The sequence below is a fragment of the Allobosea sp. LjRoot237 genome, assembly GCF_964253285.1.
GTDB lineage: Bacteria > Pseudomonadota > Alphaproteobacteria > Rhizobiales > Beijerinckiaceae > Allobosea.
Genome location: NZ_CAXUQP020000001.1, coordinates 3,931,602 through 3,954,772 on the forward strand (window position 1 = coordinate 3,931,602; position 23,171 = coordinate 3,954,772).

Consider the following 23,171-nt stretch of genomic DNA (forward strand, 5'->3'; position numbering starts at 1 on the left):
AACCAAATGGCACTTAGCGAACGATCAAATGGCAACAGAAGCGAATTCTGGTTCAGCGTGAGCGCTTCTTTGCGGCGCGGATTCGAAATTCCGTCTCCGCCTTGGCGAACGAGCCAACCGCGCGGAGCTCCGAAAGAGCTTCCTCGGCGCTTTCTCCCATAGGAGCGAGGTCTGGCCGATAGTGGGCCCTCACAAATTTGAGCAATAGTCTCATGACGGCCGCCGCGTCCTTTGCTTCCTCGCGAGCCCGTTGGACCTCCCCCGTCCGATAAATGTCGTCGTCCTTTATCTCAAAGGGGGCTGTGCTCTCATGCGCCCTCTGCACGGTGCCAGAATGGCCGGTCAGGTAATGCGTCAACAAGGTCGCTTCGATCAGGAAAATTGCTCCAGGAAGTTCGGCAGAGCACGCCCAAGGATTGTGTGCAAAGCGATTGCGCCGCGTCCGATGGCCTGCAATCGCCTGAGACGCGATCTTTGCAATATCGAATGCTTTAGGCGCTAAGCGAGCGCCTGCAACATTAAGTACCGCCTTCTCTTGATCAGCCACCGAGCGCATTTGACGGAGAACGATCGCGGCAGCCTGAGGATCAGAGCCCGAGAGCATTCCCAAAATCATCGCAAGCGAGATTTCGATTTCAACCCCAGCAGCCAATACGTCCGCGACCATGTTGCTGCCATCGGGAAAATCCCTCACACAACGGGGGCCGACTTCGATGGATTTCACCTCTACAGGCATTTCTTACCTCTCAAGTTGGATGGCTGTCAGACCAGCTCGCGGCCGCTGAGCTAGAGGCCTGGCAAAAGCGGCCGAGCATTAAACACCCCCTAGCCGTGCCAACGTCTCGGATCGATTGATGACGCGTCCTTCAGCCCTGATAACCCTGCCGCAAAGTTGTCGAAGCTCGCTGAGGAGCCCTTGCTCCTCAGAGGATAAGCGATGGTGGCCGCCATGTACGATTGCGGACCTGACCGCATAGATTTTAGGAAAGACCTCTAAAATGTACCGGCGCTGCTCGGAGGTCTCGCCGAGCAGATAGGCGCATCGATTGCGCAACAGCTCGCCTAGGGAAATCGCGTTGCGATTGGATGGGTCGCCTTCGCCAAGCAGCGTCTCCAAAACGATCATTGCTTGTACAAAACCCGTCACATCATCGCTGGTAGCGGAGCTGTCAAAAAGCCAACGCCCAGCCAGTTGTAGCCGCCGCGCGCCTACTCCGCGCCCTAGCCAGCCACCAATGCGGGTGAGCCCTTCCTCGAAACGCTTGCGCCAACTGGCTTCTCCTTCGAGCGGAAGCGTGCTGTGCATTTGCAAATTGAGCAGGTAGTTCGATGCATCGTTGTCGAAAGGCTGTCGAGCGACAGGTTCGAACTCAGTTCCTCGATAAACGATAAGCTGGGCCTGCTCATTGGAGTCCCAAGCGCGCTGGCCTCCAACGAGTATCTCGGCCACGCAAAAGGCAACAAACGCTTTTGTTATCAGCAACGCGTCCTGGACGGTCGCTGTGTGCCCAAAGCACGAGACATAGCCATCGAGCGTGATCTGCAGCACAATCCGCCCCTGCGGGATCGTTCGCTGCATGCCAATGAGCGCGTCTCCCACCCTGCGAGTCGGGGTCGGGTCCGTAGCCGGAAAACGCTGCCAGAAATCCTCTCCCGCTCTAACCAGGCAAATATGGTCGTTGACGATAAACTCGTTCTGTCCGCTTTGCAGAAGAGAGCCGAGCTGTGCGCTCAGAGGCACTAAGAAGGTATACTTGTTGGGCAACCGTTCTAAAGCACCTACGAGCTCGTCGGCGAGCGTCGACGCATCGGTTCCGAGCAATTGCAGCAAGGGACCCGGCGGATGGGCAATGCCGCCCTTATCCATCACTTGGCGAAACAGATAATCCAGCACGAAGCTGCGTACCGGATCCTCGCCGATCATGGCAGTCAGCGCTGTTCTAGCCCGTCGGGATGGGTCTGCGTCAGGCTTCGGCTTATGATCCTTCGGCACCGCGGTGCTGACAGATGCTAATGATTTCCAAGCCTCGATGGTGAAGACACCCTGAGCCGACATATTGGCAAGGGGCTCCACCAACGCGTTCCGCAGAACATTTCGAGTTTCAGGGTTAAGTTTGATCATGAAGTCCTGAGCCAGTGCTAATCTGCGCTTCCACCGCATGACGCGTTCGCGACGAGCACCTCTCGTACTCGCTTTGTATGTTCCGCCCCGCCCGCCTGATAACTGAGCTCGACCGTTTCGATCGTGGCCCAGGCGAAGAGCTCGCGCACCTCGGGCACGTCGTTGAGCGAGAGGATGAAGCGGCCTTCAACCTGCTGTAAAGCGGCGCTGAGCTCGGCGAACAGCTCCGGCCAAATAATCCACGGCTATAATACTGCTCGGTGCCCGAATAGGGCGGATTGAGTTAGAACAGCGTGCCTAGCCGGTGCCAGCGCAGGATGAATTTCCGCTAGGGCAAGGCAGTGGACCCAGACGCCAGCGAGACACTCGCGCACCGCCTTGAGGATCAGGGTTGTTCGACGGTTCCGAGTTCGATGCGCTCATTCGTATCCCAGCGCGAGAAGGCGGACGCGCTCAAATCGTTCAGGCTCTCGCGCTTCCTCCACCCAGCCCAAGCATTTTCTGCCCTGACGGCCGCAAGCAGCACAACGATCTGCTGTGCTGGAGCGCCCCTCATGGACCACGACAGAATGCGACAGGCTCAGGACTTGCGTGTGAAAGCGTTCAAGTGCCGCCGCTGGGCCGTTACGGCCTGCGATCGTGAGGCCGCGGCCCGCCTGATGGCCATGGCGCGCGCGTACGAGGCGCAGGCGGAAGCCCTCGAACAGGTCCCTGCTCCGCCCTGCCGGGCACAGCAGGGACGATAAGCGCCGGCTTGCGCCAGGCTTCGGCCGATCTCGAGGTGCCGTCGCTGGTTGCGTCGGCACGGTTCGACCATGGCAAAGCTGCCCTGGGGCTGCCTTAGACGCCGCTGGTCGCGGCGGGTCGCCACACTGCCAGTTCTACAAACCAAACTGGTAGGTCAGCCCGACGCCTGCCTTGAACTGGTCCTTCGAGCCGCCGGGGCCGGTCACGAGCGGCGACTTGGCGGCGTCGCCGACAATCCGGGTATAGCTGCCGAACGCGGTCGCGGAGAGGTTGTCGGTGATGCGGTAGCGGGCGCTGCCGCCGACGCCGACTTCGCCGATGCCGCCTTTCGGCTTGTAGGACCGGTAACCGGATGCGAGCGCCTGGTTGACCGTGATGCCATAGGCGGATTCCGCGTATTCCTTGTCGAAGAAGCTGACGCGGGGGCCGACCGACAGATGAAGGCGATTGTCGAATAGCGGCATCCGAACATCGGCGCTCCAGTCGATCCGCGTGCCGAGATTGCCCTCGGTTTTCTCCAGAAGCCCCAGGGCGTTGAGTTTGCTCTTGCTGTCGCCGAACGAAACGATGCCTTTGCTGAGCGTGACCTGCGTGGAGAAGAACCGTCCGTAGTCGTATTTGACGAAGGCGCCTGCGGCGAGGGCAGGATCGATGTCGCCGAGGCCGGTCAGATATCGCCGGCTCTCCTTCTCCTCACGCCCCGACCTAAGATTCACGAACGCTCCCGCCGTGAAGCCGTTTGCCGAGAAGAGGTTTACACCGATGCCCTTGTCGAAGGACGCAAAGGCGATGTCCTTGTATTTGAGCGAGACATAGGGAAGCGCCGAGAATTTGGAGTCCTTGGCGCCGAAGAATTTTGGCGAGAACAGGCCGAACGCGCCGAGCTCGACCGTCCAGTCAGGCCGCTTTTTCACCGGAGTATCCGGGATGGTCTGAGCGGTCGGCCTGGCAAGCTCCGCAGCGGAGGCGGCCGACATCGGGAACACGATGGCAAACCCTGCCATCCGGACCCGGCCGCCAAATCGCTGCCGCCTCGGCCTGGCGCTGACCGGCATCTGATCAGGCGCATCGATCAGGGAGGCATGAACGGGGAGAAACCCCGGCCAGCTTTGACGGGACGCTATCGCTATTCTTTCCGGCCGGCCGCAGTAAAGCATTCCAAAGCTCCGATCGATCGCATGTCAGCTTGAGGCGAAGCCATGCAGCCGCGACTGCGTGCAAATGCAGGCGCTCCGCCCTGTCCATCTGCGCACCGTAAAGATCGTTGATTGCGCCAGGATTGCCACGGCTGGCCACTGCGGATGATCGGGCGTCAATCAAGTGAGCCGGCCACCGCGGGCGCCCAGCAGGCATGACCGTTGGAGAGGCCCCGCCGGCGGGGCCTTTCGCTTTGCCGGCCGAAGCCGTCATCGCAGCGTCACCGCCCCGCCCTAGCGTCACCCTGTTGACCGCGGCCCATCGAACGGGCCCGAGATCGTGGGTGATTGCATGAAGCTCCTGGCCAGGCTGGCTGTCGCCGGCGCCCTTCTCGCCTCGTCCGTGGCGCCTGCGTACGCCGAGCCGATCACCGGCGCGGGGTCGAGCTTCGCCTTCCCGGTCATCGGCAAATGGGCGCAGAATTATCGCACCGCCAAGTCCGATGGGGCCGAGATGACCCCGCTCGACATCGGCGTCGATTACGAGCCGATCGGCTCGCTCGGCGGCGAGGTCCGCGTCACCCAGCGCGCCGCCGATTTCGGCACCTCCGACCGGCCGCTCTCTTCCGAAGAATTGCAGCGCTCGGCCCTGATCCAGTTCCCGATCGTGATGGGCGGCATCGTGCCGGTGGTGAACATCGACGGCGTCGGCCCCGGCCAGATCCGCTTCACCGGCGCCCTCCTTGCCGAGATCTATCTCGGCAAGATCAAGCTCTGGTCCGACCCGGCGATCAAGGCGGCCAATCCCGAGCTGAAACTGCCCGATGCGCCGATCAGCGTGATCTATCGCGCCGACGGCTCGGGCACGAGCTTCAACTGGACCGACTATCTCGCCAAGGCGAGCCCGGAATGGCGCGAGAAGATCGGCGTCAACACGCAGGTTCCCTGGCCGGTCGGCGTGGGCGCCGAGCGTAGCCAGGGCATGACGGAGATGGTGAAGCGGACGAAGAACGCGATCGGCTATGTCGAGTTCGGCCAGGTCGTGCGCGCCGGCCTCGCCTATGCCCAGGTCCAGAACAAGGCCGGCGCCTTCGTGAAGCCGGACCCGGCGAGCTTCACGGCTGCCGCGGCCAGCGCCGAATGGGCCACGGCCAAGGATTTCGGGCTGATGCTGACCGATGCACCCGGCGCCGACGCCTATCCGATCGTCGCCACCACCTTCGCTTTGGTGCCGAAGCCGCGCACACGCCGCACGCAGGAGGTGCTCGACTTCTTCCGCCTCTCCTTCGATAGCGGTGCGGCCGATGCCACAGCGCTCGGTTATGTCCCGTTGCCGGATACGCTCGTGAAGCAGGTCAAGGATCACTGGGCCGCCAGCATGAAGGCCGGCAGCTGAGCTGACGCGGCCGACCGGCAGATCCCACATTCCGGCTGTGATGGGTCTCTCCACCTCACAGCCGACGCAGATGCCGCGCTCAGGCGCCATTCATCGAACCGCCCTTATCCTGGTCTTCAATGATTCACACCCGGCCACGGCCGGGGAGACCAGGAGGACAGACATGATCCGGACCCTTGCTCTCGCGGCCCTCATCGGCGCAGCCATCTCGTCCGTGTCGAGCGCGAACGCCCAATACTACGATCCCTATGATCGGCCGGCGCCGCGCTACGATTACGACAGGCCGCCGCCGCCCTATGGCTACGACCGCCCGCGTTATCGCGATGACGGCCCGCGCTATGGCTATGACCGGCCGCAGCGCCGTCGCTTCGGCGATGTCTGCCTGACCTCGCGCGGCTCTTGCGCGGCCGAACCCGCGCCAAGGAACTCGTCCTGCGGCTGCTATATCGAAGGCTTCGGCATGAAGCGGGGCGCGATCGAATGAGGCCAGAGCAGGATGCGAAAAAGTGGGAACCGGTTTTTCGCAAGAATCCTGCTCTAACTCTTGATGAGAGACGGATTCAGATTTCAGTTGGCATCGCCTTGCGTTTCCAACTGAAATCATCCGGCTCTAGCTGCGGCAGAGCCGCTCGGCCGCGCTTTCGACCGGTCCCGGTGTCGCCAAATACTCGCTTCGTCAAGCGTTTCAGCTGCAGGCTGGGCGGCCCGCAGCCGGCTCAGACTGGTTAATTTTACCTTGTTTCGCAGTTAACCTTGTCTTCATAGGTCACATCAGGCTTTCTCTCCTCAACGACGCAGCGGCATCGCGGCGCAATGCAGGGTTGAGTCAGCTATGACGTTCAAGCTTCTTTCGCTTTCGGCGCTCGCCACCACGGCCTTCGTCGGCCTCGCCGCCCCGGCCATGGCGGGCGGCTGCGGCTCTTCCTGCTACAGCGCGCCGGTCAGCAATTGCGGTGGCGGCTCCTGCTACAAGCTGGTCTCGAAGCCGCCGGTCTACGGCGCGGTCGACGAAAGCTATGTCGTGCGCCCCGAGCGCACCTTTTCCAAGGTCATCCCCGCCGAATACGACACCGTCACCGAGAAGGTGGTGGTCCAGCCGGAGCGCCGCATCGCCCGCCACATCCCGGCCCAGTACAAGACCGTCTCCGAGAAGGTCCTGATCTCGTCGGCGACCAAGCGCTGGGAAGTCAGCCGCGACGCTTACGGCCAGACCACCGGCTGCTGGGTGCATGTCCCTGCGCAGTACGGCTATCAGCAGCGCACCGTCGAAGTGGCGCCGGCCTCGGTCGATTACGACGTCGTTCCCGCCGTCTATGGCGAGCGCAGCCGGCGCGTGATGGTCAGCGCGACGCGTGTCGTGCACGAGACCGTGCCTGCCGAATATGCGACGCGCCAGCGCCAGGTCCTGGTCAGCCCAGGCGCGCAATACTGGGCCCGGTCCGGCTACTGAGTTTTTCGAGTTTTCTACGTAGTACCTGTCACCACGTAACAAACACCTCACGCCCCGGCTTCGGCCGGGGCTTTTTTGTCCAAGGTCACTGGTGAAGAGGCGCGCAAGCTGCCCTTGCCCTTCATGGTCGGGCTTGTCCCGACCATCCACGTCTTCGCCTTACTGATCTCATGCCGTGTTCAAGACGTGGATGCTCGCCAGAAGGGCGAGCATGACGCGAATGGGTCAACGTCGAGCTTGAAACGTCGCTGGCGTTCAGGCCAGCCCACCGGTCAACAGGAGCAGCACGCCGATGCCGAGCGCGAAGGCGAGGATGCGGGCGGGCATCGAGAAGAGTGTGCCGGGCGGCTGCTTGGTGACGAAGCCGGCGACGACCTCGACCAGCGCCAGCGCCAGCAGCACATAGACGAAGGGCGGGAAGCTGCCGCCCCTGGCGATCCAGCCAGTGTTGACGGCCAGTGAGGCGAACGCGCCCAGCCCGACGCCGGCAGCGGCGAAAAACTGTTCGGGCCGGCTGAAGCGCATCAGCGCGCTTTCCGTTCTGCCGGAATCGGCCGAACGACAAGAATTCGCGCAGAAGCAAAAAAATCGAGCATGTTCGCATCGCAAAAGCGGTGCCCACTTTTGCGGAACATGCTCATGTCAGCGTCGGCGGAAGTTCTGCGGGCGAGGCGGCATCGGGCCGGGGCTCGCGGTCTTCTGGCGGAAATTGATGCGACCGCGATCGAGATCATAGGGCGACATCTCGACGACCACGCGGTCGCCCGCGATGGTGCGGATGCGGTTCTTCTTCATCTTGCCGGCCGCATAGGCCAGGATGACGTGCTCATTGTCGAGCTTCACCCGATAATTGCCGTCGGGAAGCACTTCGACCACGGTGCCGTCGAATTCGAGCAGTTCTTCTTTCGCCATTCGCTGATCCTTCGTCTTGTCTGCGGCAGGAGGGCCAAGCCATATCGGCTCGGCCCTTGGCTTTTAGCGCGTATCAGTTCGGGCGCCGCCGTCCGCCGCCGGTGCGTCGTTGTTCCGTTCTTTGCTGCAAGAACGCGACGCCGCCAAGCCCTTCCTTGCCGGAAACCGCTTCTTTTCGCGCGCCACCCGCCTCATGGCGTGGGGCGGGACGCTCATGGCGCGGCTGATCCTGACGGGCCTGGTGCGGCCGCGGCTGCTCGCGACGCTGCTCCTGACGCTCGCCCTGCTCGGGGCGCTGGGCGTTGCGGCCCTGCCCGCCCCTGCCGTCGCGGCGCTGGCCCTGCCCCGACCCATTGTGGCCTTGCGGTCGGCCCTGGCCCTGGTTGCGACCGCGATTCTGCGGTGGCTTCTTCGGGGTGCGGCCATCCCAATGCGGCACGTCGCCGATCGGGGTGAGCGCGACCTTGGTCAGCTTCTCGATCGCGGCAAGATCACCGCGTTCTTCCGGCGTGCAGAAGGCGATAGCCACGCCCGACGCCCCGGCGCGCGCAGTGCGGCCGATGCGGTGGACATAGGTCTCGGGCACGTTCGGCAGGTCGAAATTGACGACATGGCTGATGCCGTCGACATCGATGCCGCGGGCGGCGATATCGGTCGCGACGAGGATGCGCAATTCGCCATCACGGAAGGCGCCAAGGGCACGCTCGCGCTGGCCCTGGCTCTTATTGCCATGGATCGCGGCAGACGCGATGCCGGACTGCTCGAGCTGGCGCACGACCTTGTCGGCGCCATGCTTGGTGCGGGTGAAGACAATGGCGCGCTCCATCTCGGGAACGCTCAGGGTCTTCGCCAGCAGGGCCGGCTTCTGGCCGGCTTCCGTGAAGATCACGCGCTGGTCGACCTTCTCGGCCGTGGTCGCGACAGGCGCGACCGCGACCTCGACCGGATCAGTCAGGTAGGCGGAGGCGATCTCGCGGATCGCCTTCGGCATGGTCGCCGAGAACAGCAATGTCTGGCGCTTCGCAGGGATCAGCGTCGCGATCTTGCGCAGGGCGTGGATGAAGCCGAGGTCGAGCATCTGGTCGGCCTCGTCCAAGACCAGGAACTCGATCTCGCGCAGCGAGACGGCGCGCTGGTCGACGAGGTCGAGCAGGCGTCCGGGTGTCGCAACGAGGATGTCGATGTGCTGGCCGAGCGCGCGGATCTGCTTGCCGACCGGCACGCCGCCGAAGATCACCGTCGACTTCAGCGTGGTGAACTGGGCGTAGGTGCGGATGCTCGCCTCGATCTGGGCCGCGAGCTCACGCGTCGGCGACAGGATGAGGGCGCGCACGGACCGCGGCTGCATGCGCCGCGGCTGGTTCATCAGCCGGTGCAGCATGGGCAGCGTGAAGGCAGCCGTCTTGCCGGTGCCGGTCTGAGCGGCGCCGAGCAGGTCACGACCGTCGCGAATGGAAGGGATCGCCTGCGCCTGGATCGGCGTCGGCGTCTCGTAACCTTCGGCGGCGAGCGCTTTGAGAAGCGGCTCGGCCAGGCCGAGGTCGGTGAACTTTGTCAAATCAGGTCTTTCTGAGCCGGATGACAGGGGCGCACGTGGTGAACGGAAGCGCCTCGGCATGCCATCTCGGTCTACGCATGGTCTCTTTCCGCCCGGCGAACCGCTAGCCACTGCGCCGGGGGATATGGTGTAACGAGCATGGCACGCCCCATCGTCCGGCCATTACGGCCGAGGACAGGCGTGCCAGCCCGATCTTGGAACGGACGGACCGCGATAGTCCGTCCGGATCGTATCGTCAGGCGACGGCGAGATTGCCGGCCGAGGACTTGCCGGTCTTGCGATCGGCGATCAGCTCGTACGAGACGACCTGACCCTCGCGCAGCTCGCGCAGGCCGGCCCGCTCGACGGCGGAGATGTGGACGAAGATGTCCTGACCGCCGTTCTCAGGGGTGATGAAGCCGTAGCCCTTGGTGGCGTTGAACCACTTGACGGTGCCCTTGTTCATATCGGGACTAATCCTTGCACTTCAGATCCGCGTATTCGTGAAACCCAGGACCGGACGCGCGGACGCCTTGCCATGGTCTTGTAGCGACGTGTGGTGGATCTGAAGTGGCCCGCCGGTCGGAATACCCGCGCGGAGGATTGGCCAGAACCGGCCGCATCTCGTCTTACATCGGTCGATCTACCATAAATTGCAAGGCTGGTCCAGCAGAGCGGATTTTCCTCGCCGTCATGACAGATTGAACAATCGCGTGGCGGGCCGGTTATCGCCGAGAAGGTTATCGGAGGTGAGCGATGCCGGTCACGCTGAAAGGTTCCTGCCGCTGCGGCAAGGTGAGCTTCACTGCCGCCAGTCACACGCCGGTGCCCTACCAGCTCTGCTATTGCTCGATCTGTCGCAAGACCGCAGGCGGTGGTGGCTTCGCCATCAACATCATGGCGGATGCGGCGACCCTCAAGGTCGAAGGCGAAGACTCGATTAGTGTCTTCCACGCCGAGATCCGCGACGAGTCGGGCCGTTGCGAGACATCGCGTGGCGAGCGGCGCTTCTGCAAAGGCTGCGGGACGGCTTTGTGGGTCTACGATCCCGCCTGGCCGGAACTCATTCACCCCTTTGCGTCCGCAATCGACAGCGAGCTACCGAAAGCCAGCGAGAAGACGCATCTGTTGCTCCGCTTCAAGGCGAGCTGGGTCGAGCCTGACATCGGGCCTCGTGATCGGAGTTTTGACGATTACCCCGAAGAGTCCATCGAGGAATGGCATCGCAAACGCGGACTCTGGGTCGAGTAGACGCTCAGCCGATCTCGCGCACCAGATCGACCAGTCCGCCGAGATCGGACAGCTTGCGGAAGCGAACCTCTCCGACCGGTTCCTCGGCATGCTCCAGCACCCAGGTCAGCTCGTGGGGCACATGTGCGGCCCAGGCGCCGGCGGCGAGCGCCGGCACGATGTCGGATTTGAGCGAGTTGCCGACCATCAGCGCCCGCCCCGGCCCATCGCCATGGCGGGCGAAGAGCTTCTCATAGGTGGCGGCGCTCTTGTCGCTGACGATCTCGACCGCTTCGAAGAAATCGCCGAGGCCGGACTGCGCCAGCTTGCGCTCCTGATCGAAGAGGTCGCCCTTGGTGATCAGCACCAGCCGGTAATGGTCGGCAAGCGCGGCCAGCGTGTCCTGCGCATGTGGCAGGGTCTCGACCGGGTGGGTCAGCATCTCGCGGCCGGCGGCGAGGATCTCGCCGATCACCGCCGGCGGAACCTGGCCGCGCGTGATCTCGAGCGCGGTCTCGATCATCGAAAGCGTGAAGCCCTTGATGCCGAAGCCGTAGAAGGCGAGGTTGCGCTTCTCGGCCTCGAGCAGCTTGCCGGAGATCTCGGCCGCCTCGCCATGCTCGCCGAGCAGCGCGACGAAGCGGTCTTCCGTCAGCCGGAAGAACTGCTCGTTCTGCCAGAGCGTGTCGTCGGCATCGAAGCCGATGGTGGTGAGGGTTCTCACGGGCACTTTCCGTCATTGCGAGCGCCAGCGAAGCAATCCAGGAGGGCTCGCCCGGCGGCCCCTAGATTGCTTCGTCGCTCCGCTCCTCGCAATGACGGGGAGCGCTTCAGGCGTCCTTGGCCTTGATCGCCCCCAGCGCCGCCTGCGCCGCAGCGAGCCGCGCGATCGGCACGCGGAAGGGCGAGCAGGAGACGTAGTCGAGGCCGACGCTCTCGCAGAAGCCGATCGAGGCCGGGTCGCCGCCATGCTCGCCGCAGATGCCAAGCTTGATGTCGGGGCGCGCCTTGCGGCCACGCTCGACGGCGATCCTGACCAACTCGCCGACGCCGTCCTGGTCGATCGTGACGAAGGGATCGGATTCGAGCAGGCCCCGAGCCGTGTAGGAGCCGAGGAAGGAACCGGCATCGTCACGGCTGATGCCGAGCGCGGTCTGCGTCAAGTCGTTGGTGCCGAAGGAGAAGAACTCGGCGCTCCTGGCGATCTCTTCCGCCCGTAGCGCGGCACGCGGCAGTTCGATCATGGTGCCGACCTGATAGGTGAACTCGGTACCGCTCTCCTTCTTCACCGCCTCGGCCATCGCATCGATCCGGCCCTTGACCAGGTCGAGCTCGGGCGCGCCCATCACCAGCGGTACCATCACCTCCGGGATGACCGGATGACCGGTCTCCTTGGCGGCGATCACTGCCGCCTCGAAGATGGCCCTCGCCTGCATCTCGGCGATCTCGGGATAGGCGACGGCGAGACGCACGCCGCGGAAGCCGAGCATCGGGTTGACCTCGTGCAGCTCGGCGGCGCGGCGCTTCAGCTTGTCGACGGTCGTGCCCATCGCCGAGGCGACCTCGGCGATCTCGTCATCGGTCTGCGGCAAGAACTCGTGCAGCGGCGGATCGAGCAGACGGATCGTCACCGGCAGGCCCTGCATGATGGTGAAGAGCTCGACGAAGTCCTGGCGCTGCATCGGCAGGAGCTTGGCGAGCGCGGCGCGCCTGCCCTTCTCGTCCTCGGCCAGGATCATCTCGCGGACAGAGAGGATGCGGCCGGCATCGAAGAACATGTGCTCGGTACGGCTGAGGCCGATGCCCTCGGCGCCGAACTCGCGCGCCATCTTGGCGTCACGCGGGGTCTCGGCATTGGCGCGGATCTTGAGGCGACGCACCTTGTCGGCCCAGCCCATCAGCGTCCTGAAGTCGCCGGAGAGCTCGGGCTGCTGCATCTTGACCTCGCCGAGCAGGACCTGGCCGTTGCTGCCGTCGATGGTGATGAAGTCGCCGGCCTTCAACGTGGTCGACCCGACCGTCATCGTGCCCTTGGCGTAATCGACGCGGATCTGGCCGGCGCCGGAGACGCAGGGCTTGCCCATGCCGCGCGCCACGACCGCCGCATGCGAGGTCATGCCGCCGCGCGTGGTCAGGATGCCCTCGGCGGCGTGCATGCCATGAATGTCCTCCGGGCTCGTCTCGACACGCACGAGGATGACCTTCTTGCCGCCCTTCTTGGCGAGCTCGGCCGCCTCCGAGGTGAAGACCACCTCGCCGGCAGCTGCACCGGGCGAGGCCGGCAGGCCGGCGGTCAGCACGCGCCGCTCGGCCTTGGTGTCGATGGTCGGATGCAACAGCTGGTCGAGCGCGCCGGGCTCGACGCGGCCGACCGCTTCCTTCTCGCTGATCAGACCCTCTTGAGCGAGATCGACCGCGATCCTGAGCGCCGCCTTGGCGGTGCGCTTGCCGGAACGGGTCTGCAGCATCCAGAGCTTGCCCTCCTGGATGGTGAACTCCATGTCCTGCATGTCGCGGTAATGCTTCTCGAGGATGCCGTAGATGCGGCAGAGCTCGGCATAGGCCTCCGGCATCGCCTTCTCCATCGAAGGCTTGTCGGAGCCGGCGGCGGCCTTGGCCACCTCGGTGATGTCCTGCGGGGTGCGAATGCCGGCGACGACGTCCTCGCCCTGGGCGTTGATCAGGAACTCGCCATAGAGCGCGTTCTCGCCGGTCGAGGGGTTGCGGGTGAAGGCGACGCCGGTCGCGGAGGTCTCGCCCATATTGCCGAAGACCATCGACTGGACGTTGACGGCCGTGCCCCAGGAGGCGGGGATGCTGTTGAGCTCGCGGTATTTGATGGCGCGGGCATTCATCCAGGAGGAGAAGACGGCGCCGACCGCGCCCCAGAGCTGCTCCTGCGGATCCTGCGGGAAGTCGGAGCCGAGCTCCTTCCTGACGATGTCCTTGTACTTGCCGACCAGCACCTTCCAGTCATCGGCCGAGAGATCGGTGTCGAGGTTGTGGCCCTTGCGCTCCTTGTAGTCCTCGAGCGCCTCTTCGAAATGGCCGTGGTCGATGTCGAGCACGACGTTCGAGTACATGGTGATGAAGCGGCGATAGCTGTCATAGGCGAAGCGGGCATCGCCCGAGGCCTTGGCGACAGCTTCGACGGTGACGTCGTTGAGGCCGAGATTGAGGACGGTGTCCATCATGCCCGGCATCGAGGCGCGCGCGCCCGAACGGACCGAGACGAGCAGCGGATTGGCCGGATCGCCGAAGGTCTTGCCGGTCAGCTTGGCCATGCCGGCGAGCGCCGCCTTGGTCTCGGCATCGAGCGCCGCCGGGAATTTCTTGCCGTTGTCGTAGTACCAGGTGCAGACCTCGGTGGTGATGGTAAAGCCCGGAGGCACCGGAAGTCCGAGATTGCTCATCTCGGCCAGGTTCGCGCCCTTGCCGCCGAGCAGGTTCTTCATGCCCGCCTCGCCCTCGGCCTTGCCGTCGCCGAAGGTGTAGACCCACTTCTCGCCTGCCATAGCCTGCCTTTCCCAACGTTGGTGACCGGCAATGAACGCCGGCGCGCCCGCATGGTTTCGCATTTGCGGCAGCGCCTGCTGCAACGCACCGCGCGGCGTGGTCATGCCGAAAAGCGCATGAACAATCAATGAGCATGCGCAGTACCAACCGCTGCCGGGCAATCACAGACCGCGCGGCGACAGGCGGCGCAATATGGCCAAGGCCGACGCTCGGCGATAGGGTACCGTCCCGCCTTGAGCAGCCAGCGCCGATCCAACGGTCGCCAGCGCCGCCTCTCCTGCCCAGAACGACGCCGAAGCGAACGATGCGCCTGAACGACTGCCACAACTTCCACGACTTCCGCACGCTCGCCAGAAAGCGGCTGCCGGGTCCGATCTTCAACTACATCGACGGCGGCGCCGATGACGAGGTCACCCTCCGTCGGAACTCGGAGAGCTTCGAACGCTGCGACCTCGTTCCGAACGTCCTGCGCGGCGTGAGCAGCCTCGACACCTCGGTCACCGTGATGGGCCAGAAGCTCGCCGTGCCGTTCTACTGCTCGCCAACGGCCCTGCAGCGCCTGTTCCATCATCAGGGCGAACGCGCAGTCGCCGCCGCGGCGGCGCGCTACGGCACCATGTTCGGCGTGTCGTCGCTCGGCACCGTCAGCCTCGAAGAGCTGCGCAAGGCCCATAGCGGGCCGCAGGTCTACCAGTTCTACTTCCACAAGGATCGCGGCCTGAACCGGGCGATGATGGAGCGCGCCAAGGGGGCCGGCGTGAACGTGATGATGCTGACCGTCGACAGCATCACCGGCGGCAATCGCGAGCGCGACCTTCGCACCGGCTTTTCGATCCCGTTCAAGCTCAATCTCGCCGGCGTGACGCAGTTCGCGATCAAGCCGCAATGGGCGCTGAACTACCTCACCCACGAGAAATTCAGCCTGCCGCAGCTCGACCAGCATGTGGATATGGGTGGCGGCGCGATGTCGATCAGCCGCTATTTCACCGAGATGCTCGATCCGGCGATGACCTGGGACGATGTCGCCGAGATGGTCAGGCTCTGGTCCGGCCAGTTCTGCCTCAAGGGGATCATGTCCGTCGCCGACGCCAGGCGTGCGGTCGAGATCGGCTGCAGCGGCATCGTCCTGTCCAACCATGGCGGCCGGCAGCTCGACGGCTCGCGCGCCGCCTTCGACCAGCTTGCCGAGATCGTCGATGCGGTCGGCGACCGCATCGACGTGATCATGGATGGCGGCATCCAGCGCGGCACGCATGTACTCAAGGCGCTGTCGCTCGGCGCCAAGGCGGTCGGCGTCGGGCGCTACTATCTCTACCCGCTCGCGGCAGCCGGACAGCCTGGGGTGGAACGCGCCCTCGGCCAGCTCAAGACGGAAGTCGAGCGCGGCATGAAATTGATGGGCGTGACCAGCCTCGATCAGCTGTCGCGCGAGAATTTGCGCTTCAGATAGAGCCGGCCCAGTGATGTCTCACTTTTGGGGTGCTGCGTCCGGAGCGATCAGCGGCAAGCCGGGGAAATATGTCCGATAGCGGGAAGCATCGCGTGTGATCAGCGTGTAGCCGGCCACCGCTGCATGCGCGCCGATGAAAAAATCGGGAAGCGGCGATTGCTTCGCCCCGCCTCGGCGCTTGTAGGCAAGGAAGCATTTGCCGGCCAGAAATGCAGCGGTAAATGGAATCGGCTCCCGCTCCAGCATCGTCGTGGGGAGGGCCGCATCCAAATCCTCCACCCGCGAATAATGGGTCGAGATTTCGGCATAGACTATGGCGTTGATCACAAGCCGCTGCCGATCAGCAGCCTCGGATAGGGCTCGCGCCGACCAGGCGGACCAGCGGGTGTCCTGCGTCAGAACGTCGAGTAGGACATTGCTGTCGACGAGGACTGCGTTCATTCGGGCTCGCGCGTCAGCGCCATGATCTCATCGGTCGTCATGACGATATCGCCCTTGCTGCGGCGCAGATGCGCAACGAGCCTGTCGCCGCGCCCCATCTTACGGCGCGCCGCCACGGGCACGATCCGGACGACCTTGCCATCGAACTCGAAATCCACCTCGGTCTCAGGCAGGAGTCCGGCCCGTTCGCGAATATCGGCGGGAATGGTCACCTGCCCCTTGGACGTGATCCGCATTGCAATCTCCTTACTCTTACTTGTAAGAGTAAGAATACACCTCTGGCGCTGCAAGCGCCACCACACACGGCTATCTGCGCCCGCGTGCCGCCTTCGGCCAGCGCAGCGGCCAATTGACGATGCGCTCGACGATCTCGTCCTCGGCGACCTCGTCCTCGTTCGCGTAGACGCGGTTCCGGACCGACACCCCAGCGGCGACGACCGTCTGCGGATCGCCCGAGACGAGCGGATGCCACCAGGGCAGATCCCTGCCCTCCCCAACCAGCTTGTAGGCGCAGGTCGGCGGCAGCCAGGACAATGTGCGCACCGCTTCGGGCGTGAGCGTGACGCAATCGGGGACGGTCTTCGAGCGGTTGGCGTAATCGTGGCAGCGGCAGGTTCCCGCGTCGAACAGGCGGCAGCCGATATCGGTGGCGTGGAGCCTGCCGGTGTCGTCATCCTCGAGCTTGACCAGGCAGCAGCGACCGCAGCCGTCGCAGAGCGATTCCCACTCCGCCTCGGTCATCTCCTCGAGCGTCTTGGTGCGCCAGAAGGGCGCGCTGTCGGTCATCGGGTCGGCCATGGCCGCTTATGCCCTGCCGCGGCGGCAGAGGGAAGCGCGCCAGCGTCGCAGGAGGGCACGCCTCCCCTCGAAAATTTACATTCATTCTAATCTTTGTTTAGAGGCATTATAATCTATGAAAATTGACCGAATACTCGGATCGGCCTAACGGGAGGAAGAATTCCCTCGCTCATGAGCCTCCCGATGCTGACCCGCCGATCCCTGCTGCGCGCCTTTACCATCACCGCAGGCCTGACCGTCGCGGCCCTCCCCGCATTGGCCGACAAGGTGACCGTCACCGACATCGTCGGGCGCAAGGTCGAGGTCGAGGCCCCGGTCAAGCGGATCATCCTCGGCGAAGGCCGGCAGATGTATTTCGTCGGCGCGCTCGACAAGGACGAGCCGTTCAAGCGCGTCGTCGGCTGGCGCGACGATCTCGGCAAGGCCGATCCCGAGACCTATCGCGGCTATGAGAAGCGCTATCCGCAGATCGCCAAGCTGCCGACCTTCGGCGGCATGAAGGAAGGCACCTTCGACATCGAGCAGGCGATCGCGCTCAAGCCCGATGTGCTCTTCCTCAACATCGAAGCCAAGATCGCCAGCGACGAGGCCAAGCTGGTCGAGAAGCTCGCCTCGGTCGGCATCCCGGTCGTCTATGTCGACTTCCGCGAGAAGCCGTTCGAGCACACCGAGCCATCGATGCGCCTGATCGGCAAGCTCTTCGGCAAGGAGCAGATTGCCGAAGATTTCATCAAATTCCGCGCCGAGCAGATCAAGGTCGTGACCGACCGCCTCGCCAAGGCGACCGATCTCAAGCGTCCGCTGGTCATGGTCGAGCGCGCCGGCGGCTATTCCGACGATTGCTGCATGTCCTTCGGCAACGAGAACTTCGGCAAGATGGTCGACTTCGCCGGCGGCCGGAACCTGGCGACGCCGCTGATCCCCGGCACCTTCGGCACCGTCAACGCCGAGCAGATCGTCGCCTCCAATCCCGATGTCGTGATCGTCACCGGCAGCAACTGGGACGGCTATGTCCCGGGCGGCAACTGGGTCGGCCTCGGCTATGGCGCCGACATGACCGAGGCGCGCCGCAAGCTGACCAATCTGATGAAGCGCCCGGCCTTCACACAGACTGCCGCCGTCAAGAGCGGCCGGGTCCACGGCATCTGGCACCAGTTCTACAACAGCCCCTACCAGTTCGTGGCGATCCAGGAGATCGCGAAGTGGCTGCACCCCGATTTGTTCAAGGACGTCGACGCGGGCGCCACGATGAAAGTGCTGCACGAGCGCTTCCTGCCGCTGCCCTATGAGCCCGGTCTGTGGGTCTCGCTCGAGGCCGGCAAATGAGCCTCGCGCCGGTCAGCGCCGACGAGATCGTGACCAAGCCGGCAGAGGCAAGCCAGAGCATGGCCCAAGGGCGCGACGCCTATCGGGCGCTGGCGCTGCGCCGCAAGCTGATCCTCGCCGGCTTCGCCGCCGTGCTGCTCGCCTGCCTGATCGTCGACCTGATGCTCGGCCCGGCTCGGTACAGCGTCGCCGAAGCCGTCAACGCGCTGATCTCGCCCTCGACCGCGCCGGCCGCGGTCAGAGTGGTGATCTGGGACATCCGCCTGCCGGTCGCGCTGATGGCGGTCGTGACGGGAGCCGCGCTCGCCATCGCCGGCGCACAGATGCAGACCGTGCTGAACAACCCGCTCGCCAGCCCGTTCACGCTCGGCATCTCGGCCGCGGCGAGTTTCGGGGCGGCGCTGGCGCTGGTCTTCGGCGTTTCCATCGTCCCGCTCGCCATCGACTATGTCGTGCCGCTCAACGCCTTCATCATGGCGATGGGCGCCTCGTTGCTGATCCATCTCCTGAGCCAGCGCCGCGGCGTCACCACCGAGACGGTGGTGCTGCTCGGCATCGCCTTGGTCTTCACCTTCAACGCCCTGCTCTCGCTGCTGCAGTTCTTCGCATCGGAGCAAGCGCTCGGCGCGGTCGTGTTCTGGATGATGGGCTCACTGACCAAGGCGAACTGGCACAAGCTGGCGATCACCTCGACGGTGCTCGTTCTCTGCATCCCGCTGTTCGCGCGCCGGGCCTGGGCGCTGACGACGCTGCGCCTCGGCGACGAGAAGGCCGCGAGCTTCGGCATCGACGTCAGGTATTTGCGGCTCGAGACCATGCTGCTCGTCGCCCTGCTGGCGGCGGTGCCGGTCGCCTTCGTCGGTACGATCGGCTTCATCGGGCTGGTCGGACCGCACATCGCCCGCATGGTGATCGGCGAGGATCAGCGCTTCTTCATGCCGGCCTCGGCATTGGCCGGCGCCGCCGTGCTCTCGGCCTCGTCGGTGGTCAGCAAATCCCTGATCCCCGGCCTGATCTTCCCGATCAGCATCGTCACCGCACTGGTCGGAGTGCCCTTCTTCTTCAGCCTGATCCTGACCAGCCGGAGACGCTCGTGGTGAAGCGCCTGACGCTCAACGATGTCGGCGTCGCCTATGGCAAGCGCCAAATCCTCAGCGGGATCAGCACGCCGGAGATGAAGGGCGGCGAAATCGTCGCCGTGATCGGCCCCAACGCCGCTGGCAAGTCGAGCCTGTTCCGCCGTATCGCCGGGTTGCTCGGAGGTGCCGGCTCAATCCACGTCGAAAGCGCGACCGGCAAGTCGCCCTGCTACCTGCCGCAGGACACGGCGGTGAACGCGGTGCTGACCGTCTACGAATCGATCCTGCTCGCCCGCAAGCAGGGCGGCTCCTGGGGCGTCGGTGACGACGAGCTCGCGGCCATCGACGAGGCGCTGCACGCACTCGACATCGCCGACCTCGCCTTCCGCGGCCTCGGGGAGCTCTCGGGCGGCCAGCGCCAGCTCGTCTCGATCGCCCAGACGCTGGTGCGCCGGCCCGAGATCATGCTGCTCGACGAGCCGACCAGCGCGCTCGACCTGCACCGCCAGTTCGAGGTCTTGAGTCTCGTCTCGCGGCTGGCGCGCGAGCGGCAGGTCTGCGTGCTGATCGCGATCCACGACCTCAACCAGGCGCTGCGCATCGCCGACAAGGTGATGGTGTTGGCCAAGGGTCGGCTCGCCGCCTTCGGCGATCCGCGAGAGATCGTCACGCCGGCCCTGCTCGAAGAGGTCTATGGCGTCGTCGCCCGCGTCGAGGCGGCTGAAGGCGAGACGCCCTTCGTCGTCGTCCATGGCTCGGCCCGCAGGCGGACGCATAGCGTAACGCAGCTTGCGCCGGTCTGACGGGCGGCTTAATTCCCCTCTAGTTCCGCGTGGCGAATGCCAATGTCCGACAGCAGCTTTTCTCCCTCCGGCGCCAACTACTCCCTCAAGGAGGAGATTCGGACCTACTGGTCCGGCCGGGCCGCCACCTTCGACCAGCAGGTCGGCCACGCCATCAAATCGGACGCCGAGCTCGCCGCCTTCCAGTCGCTGCTGCGGCAATCCTTCGGCACGCAGCCGCGCGACGTGCTCGACCTCGCCTGCGGCACCGGCGAGATCACCCGCGCTCTGCTCTCACTCGGGCACAAGGTCACGGGAATCGACTTCTCCGAGGAGATGCTGGCCCGCGCCCGCGCCAAGCATGGCGAGAGGGCCCGAATCCTGGCCGGCGATGCCGAGCGCCTGTTCGACGACAACGAGACCTACGACGCGCTGGTCACCCGCCATCTGGTCTGGACGCTGACCGAGCCCGAAGCGGCCTTCGCCGAATGGTTCCGGGTCCTGAAGCCCGGCGGCAAGCTGCTCGTCATCGACGGCGACTGGATCAACCGCTCCTGGCTGCAGGGCCTGCTCAATCGGGTAGCGACCTTCCTGCGCGAGCGTGCCGGCGCAGCTCCGCAAGCAGCCGATCGCGAGGCTTTCGACTCGATCACCAGCCGCTTCTTCTTCCGGGAGGGCCTGAGCGCGGAGCGACTCTCCGGCATGTTGCGGCAAGCCGGCTTCGCCCACGTCGAGCCCGCCGACTACGCGCAGGTGGTCAAGGCGCAGCAGCGCCATGCCGCCCTGCACGATGCGCTCCGGCTGGCGTCATCGACCCGTTTCGCGCTGCTCGCGACGAAGACCTGAGCCTACCGCAGAACACCCGTTTTTGCCGTGCAGCTCCACCGCTGCCCTCTTCCGTTGCAGGCATCGAGCACTTACCTTCTTGTGTCGGATCGGGCGCTCGCTGCTCGGACCGGGACGCCGCGGACGCGAGCCGCCGGCATGCTCAGGGTGGCGCAGAGCCGTGATGGAGTTCAGGAAGGCCCGCTGGACGACCCGCCTGAAGCGCCTCGCGCTCAGCGTCGACGCATGGATCGGCGCCTCGCTCTATGCGGCCGGCCAACGCGCCGGCGAGGTCTATGAACGCATCCGCAGCGCGACCGACCGGCTGACCGTCAGCGGGCCGAAACGGCTCGCAGCCGAATTCGCCAGTGAGGGGCTGAACGTCGGCATCGCCGGCGCGATCGTCATGCTGATGCTGGCGATCCCGGCCTTCCAGGAAGGACGCGAAGAGGCGCTCAAGAACCAGGTCTTCGCCGTCACCTTCCTCGACCGCTACGGCTCGGAGATCGGCCATCGCGGCGCACGCCATGACGATTCGCTGAAGCTCGAGGAGTTCCCGGACCATCTGCTCAAGGCGGTGCTGGCGACCGAGGATCGCCGCTTCTACGACCATTTCGGCATCGACGCCTTCGGCACCTTCCGGGCGCTCACCGTCAACGCCCGCGCCTCGGGCGTGGTCCAGGGCGGTTCCTCGATCACCCAGCAGCTGGCGAAGAACCTTTTCCTCAACAACGAACGCTCGCTCGACCGCAAGATCAAGGAAGCCTTCCTGTCGCTCTGGCTGGAATACCGGCTGACCAAGAACGAGATCCTCAAGCTCTATCTCGACCGCGCCTATATGGGCGGTGGCACCTTCGGGGTCGCGGCGGCGGCCGATTACTATTTCGGCAAATCGGTGAAGGATGTCAGTCTTGCGGAAGCGGCGATGCTGGCCGGGCTATTCAAGGCCCCGACCAGGTTCGCTCCGCATGTCAACCTGCCGGCGGCACGGGCGCGCGCCAACGACGTGCTCAACGCCATGGTCGATGCCGGTTTCATGACGGCCGGCCAGGTCGATTCGGCCAAGCGCAACCCGGCGACGCCGATCGACCGGCGGCGCGACTCGAGCCCGGACTACTATCTCGACTGGGCCTTCGACGAGACCCGCAGGCTCGCCGAGGACGGCAAACTCGGCCCGGAACGGGTGCTGACAGTGAAGACGCCCTACGACCCGGCGATCCAGAAGCGCGCCGACGAAGCGGTCGAGTCGATCCTGCGCCAGTACGGCCCGGCCTATCGCGCCAAGCAGGCGGCCGCGGTGATCATGGATCCGGACGGGGCGGTGCGCGCCATCGTCGGCGGACGCGACTATGGCGCGAGCCAGTTCAATCGCGCCACCTCGAGCCTGCGCCAGCCCGGCTCTTCCTTCAAGCCGTACGTCTATGCGGCGGCGATGAGCGCCGGGCTCTACAAGCCGACGACTATTGTCACCGACCGACCCGTTTGCATCGGCAACTGGTGCCCGAACAATTACGGGCGCTCCTATGCCGGCTCCATGCCGCTGACGGTGGCGCTGGCGAAGTCGATCAATACGATCCCGGTGCAGATGTCGATCGCGATCGGCCGCGCCACCGGCGAAACCCACGAGGCCCGCGCGGCGCGCATCGGCCGGACCAAGATCGTCGAGACCTGCCGGGCGATGGGCCTGACCACACCGCTGATCGACACCGTCTCGCTGCCGATCGGCGCGGCGGAGGTGACCGTGATCGACCAGGCGGCCGGCTATGCCGTCTTCGCCAGCGGCGGCAAGCGGGCCAAGCCTTACGCCGCCTTCGATATCCGCAATTCGGGGGGAGAGGAGATCTATCGCCATGACCGCGACGAGCCGGCGCCCGCTCAGGTGCTGAGCACGCAGGTCGCCTTCGAGATGAACCAGATGCTGTCGACCGTACCGACGGCAGGCACCGGCCGGCGCGCCGCGCTCGATGGCGTCGTCAGCGCCGGCAAGACCGGCACGACCAATGGTTACAAGGATGCCTGGTATGTCGGCTACACTGGCAATCTCGTCGGCGCGATCTGGTTCGGCAACGACGATTCCTCCGAGACCAACAACATGACCGGCGGCTCGCTGCCGGCAATGACCTGGAAGGAGATCATGGGCTTCGCGCATCAGGGCATCGAGCTGAAGCCGATCCCGGGCGTGACGCCGCAGCCCGGCGACGCCAAGACTGTGGTGGCGAAAGCCAGCGATCCCGCAACCGGCGCCAGCGCCGGCCATATGTCGCGCAAATCCTTCGAGCTGCTCTCCGCCGTCGGCACGATGTTCAAATCGGTCGAGGCTCCGCGGGCCGCGCGCGCCTCCGTCCAGGCCGGGATCCGCGGCGCTCCCACCGGCCTCTCCGTCATTCGCTAGGCTCAGACGCCGATGCGGGCCAAGATCATCCG

Annotated in this window: 22 protein-coding genes; 10 read left to right on the top strand and 12 right to left on the bottom strand. The window is 64.9% G+C overall.

From position 1 onward, the window contains the following. Positions 1-52: 52 nt before the first annotated feature. From ACSQ24_RS19115 to ACSQ24_RS19125, 3 genes are all read right to left on the bottom strand, one after another. Positions 53-736, bottom strand: coding sequence for a hypothetical protein (locus tag ACSQ24_RS19115; RefSeq protein ID WP_436096210.1), 684 nt, complete (start codon positions 734-736; stop codon positions 53-55). A gap of 78 nt (positions 737-814) precedes the next feature. Next, positions 815-2,122, bottom strand: a complete 1,308-nt coding sequence (locus ACSQ24_RS19120; RefSeq protein WP_436096211.1) for a hypothetical protein — start codon at positions 2,120-2,122, stop codon at positions 815-817. A gap of 881 nt (positions 2,123-3,003) precedes the next feature. Beyond that, positions 3,004-4,026, bottom strand: coding sequence for a MipA/OmpV family protein (locus ACSQ24_RS19125; RefSeq protein ID WP_436096212.1), 1,023 nt, complete (start codon positions 4,024-4,026; stop codon positions 3,004-3,006). A gap of 331 nt (positions 4,027-4,357) precedes the next feature. Between ACSQ24_RS19125 and pstS the strand changes: the two genes are divergently transcribed. The 3 genes from pstS to ACSQ24_RS19140 all read left to right on the top strand — a co-directional run bounded on the left by pstS (position 4,358) and on the right by ACSQ24_RS19140 (position 6,851). Next, positions 4,358-5,401: a phosphate ABC transporter substrate-binding protein PstS gene (pstS, locus tag ACSQ24_RS19130; protein ID WP_436096213.1), complete on the top strand. Its 1,044-nt coding sequence runs from the start codon at positions 4,358-4,360 to the stop codon at positions 5,399-5,401. A gap of 163 nt (positions 5,402-5,564) precedes the next feature. Beyond that, entirely contained in the window at positions 5,565-5,885 is a 321-nt protein-coding gene (locus ACSQ24_RS19135; RefSeq protein WP_436096214.1) for a hypothetical protein, read from the top strand. A gap of 348 nt (positions 5,886-6,233) precedes the next feature. Then, complete coding sequence (locus ACSQ24_RS19140) at positions 6,234-6,851, top strand: hypothetical protein (RefSeq protein ID WP_436096215.1); 618 nt, start codon at positions 6,234-6,236, stop codon at positions 6,849-6,851. A 255-nt stretch (positions 6,852-7,106) separates the two neighbouring features. Here ACSQ24_RS19140 and ACSQ24_RS19145 read toward each other — a convergent pair whose 3' ends face one another. From ACSQ24_RS19145 to ACSQ24_RS19160, 4 genes are all read right to left on the bottom strand, one after another. Next, a complete protein-coding gene (locus tag ACSQ24_RS19145) occupies positions 7,107-7,376 on the bottom strand; it encodes a hypothetical protein (protein WP_436096216.1) in 270 nt (89 codons plus the stop codon). Positions 7,377-7,493: 117 nt separating this feature from the next. Further along, the gene (gene infA, locus ACSQ24_RS19150; protein ID WP_436096217.1) at positions 7,494-7,763 is read right to left on the bottom strand and encodes a translation initiation factor IF-1; all 270 of its coding nucleotides are present in this window, start codon (positions 7,761-7,763) and stop codon (positions 7,494-7,496) included. 73 nt (positions 7,764-7,836) lie between these two features. Continuing rightward, on the bottom strand, positions 7,837-9,321 hold the full coding sequence (locus ACSQ24_RS19155; protein ID WP_436096218.1) for a DEAD/DEAH box helicase: 1,485 nt from the start codon (positions 9,319-9,321) through the stop codon (positions 7,837-7,839). A 235-nt stretch (positions 9,322-9,556) separates the two neighbouring features. Beyond that, complete coding sequence (locus tag ACSQ24_RS19160) at positions 9,557-9,766, bottom strand: cold-shock protein (RefSeq protein ID WP_110488019.1); 210 nt, start codon at positions 9,764-9,766, stop codon at positions 9,557-9,559. 290 nt (positions 9,767-10,056) lie between these two features. Between ACSQ24_RS19160 and ACSQ24_RS19165 the strand changes: the two genes are divergently transcribed. Next, entirely contained in the window at positions 10,057-10,551 is a 495-nt protein-coding gene (locus ACSQ24_RS19165) for a GFA family protein (protein WP_436096219.1), read from the top strand. A 4-nt stretch (positions 10,552-10,555) separates the two neighbouring features. Here ACSQ24_RS19165 and ACSQ24_RS19170 read toward each other — a convergent pair whose 3' ends face one another. Together ACSQ24_RS19170 and ppdK are read right to left on the bottom strand one after the other, a co-directional pair. Continuing rightward, positions 10,556-11,254, bottom strand: coding sequence for an HAD family hydrolase (locus ACSQ24_RS19170; RefSeq protein ID WP_436096220.1), 699 nt, complete (start codon positions 11,252-11,254; stop codon positions 10,556-10,558). A 106-nt stretch (positions 11,255-11,360) separates the two neighbouring features. Then, positions 11,361-14,045, bottom strand: coding sequence for a pyruvate, phosphate dikinase (gene ppdK, locus ACSQ24_RS19175; protein ID WP_436096221.1), 2,685 nt, complete (start codon positions 14,043-14,045; stop codon positions 11,361-11,363). Positions 14,046-14,350: 305 nt separating this feature from the next. On the opposite strand from ppdK, the gene ACSQ24_RS19180 reads away from it, so the two are divergent. Then, positions 14,351-15,496, top strand: coding sequence for an alpha-hydroxy acid oxidase (locus ACSQ24_RS19180; RefSeq protein ID WP_436096222.1), 1,146 nt, complete (start codon positions 14,351-14,353; stop codon positions 15,494-15,496). Between the two features lie 18 nt (positions 15,497-15,514). On the opposite strand, the gene ACSQ24_RS19185 is transcribed toward ACSQ24_RS19180, so the two are convergent. The 3 genes from ACSQ24_RS19185 to ACSQ24_RS19195 all read right to left on the bottom strand — a co-directional run bounded on the left by ACSQ24_RS19185 (position 15,515) and on the right by ACSQ24_RS19195 (position 16,735). After that, complete coding sequence (locus tag ACSQ24_RS19185; RefSeq protein WP_436096223.1) at positions 15,515-15,937, bottom strand: type II toxin-antitoxin system VapC family toxin; 423 nt, start codon at positions 15,935-15,937, stop codon at positions 15,515-15,517. Beyond that, positions 15,934-16,173, bottom strand: coding sequence for an AbrB/MazE/SpoVT family DNA-binding domain-containing protein (locus ACSQ24_RS19190; protein WP_436096224.1), 240 nt, complete (start codon positions 16,171-16,173; stop codon positions 15,934-15,936). Before ACSQ24_RS19190 ends, ACSQ24_RS19185 begins: the two co-directional genes overlap by 4 nt. A gap of 70 nt (positions 16,174-16,243) precedes the next feature. Beyond that, positions 16,244-16,735, bottom strand: coding sequence for a YcgN family cysteine cluster protein (locus tag ACSQ24_RS19195; RefSeq protein WP_436096225.1), 492 nt, complete (start codon positions 16,733-16,735; stop codon positions 16,244-16,246). A 183-nt stretch (positions 16,736-16,918) separates the two neighbouring features. On the opposite strand from ACSQ24_RS19195, the gene ACSQ24_RS19200 reads away from it, so the two are divergent. The 5 genes from ACSQ24_RS19200 (at position 16,919) to ACSQ24_RS19220 (ending at position 23,139) form a co-directional block, all read left to right on the top strand. Then, the gene (locus ACSQ24_RS19200) at positions 16,919-18,061 is read left to right on the top strand and encodes an ABC transporter substrate-binding protein (protein WP_436096226.1); all 1,143 of its coding nucleotides are present in this window, start codon (positions 16,919-16,921) and stop codon (positions 18,059-18,061) included. A gap of 59 nt (positions 18,062-18,120) precedes the next feature. Beyond that, positions 18,121-19,161, top strand: a complete 1,041-nt coding sequence (locus ACSQ24_RS19205; RefSeq protein WP_436097925.1) for a FecCD family ABC transporter permease — start codon at positions 18,121-18,123, stop codon at positions 19,159-19,161. Next, entirely contained in the window at positions 19,158-19,943 is a 786-nt protein-coding gene (locus tag ACSQ24_RS19210; RefSeq protein ID WP_436097926.1) for an ABC transporter ATP-binding protein, read from the top strand. The genes ACSQ24_RS19205 and ACSQ24_RS19210 overlap by 4 nt, the downstream gene beginning before the upstream one ends. 42 nt (positions 19,944-19,985) lie before the next feature. Next, a complete protein-coding gene (locus ACSQ24_RS19215) occupies positions 19,986-20,768 on the top strand; it encodes a class I SAM-dependent methyltransferase (protein WP_436096227.1) in 783 nt (260 codons plus the stop codon). Between the two features lie 163 nt (positions 20,769-20,931). Next, entirely contained in the window at positions 20,932-23,139 is a 2,208-nt protein-coding gene (locus tag ACSQ24_RS19220; RefSeq protein ID WP_436096228.1) for a transglycosylase domain-containing protein, read from the top strand. Positions 23,140-23,171: the final 32 nt, after the last annotated feature.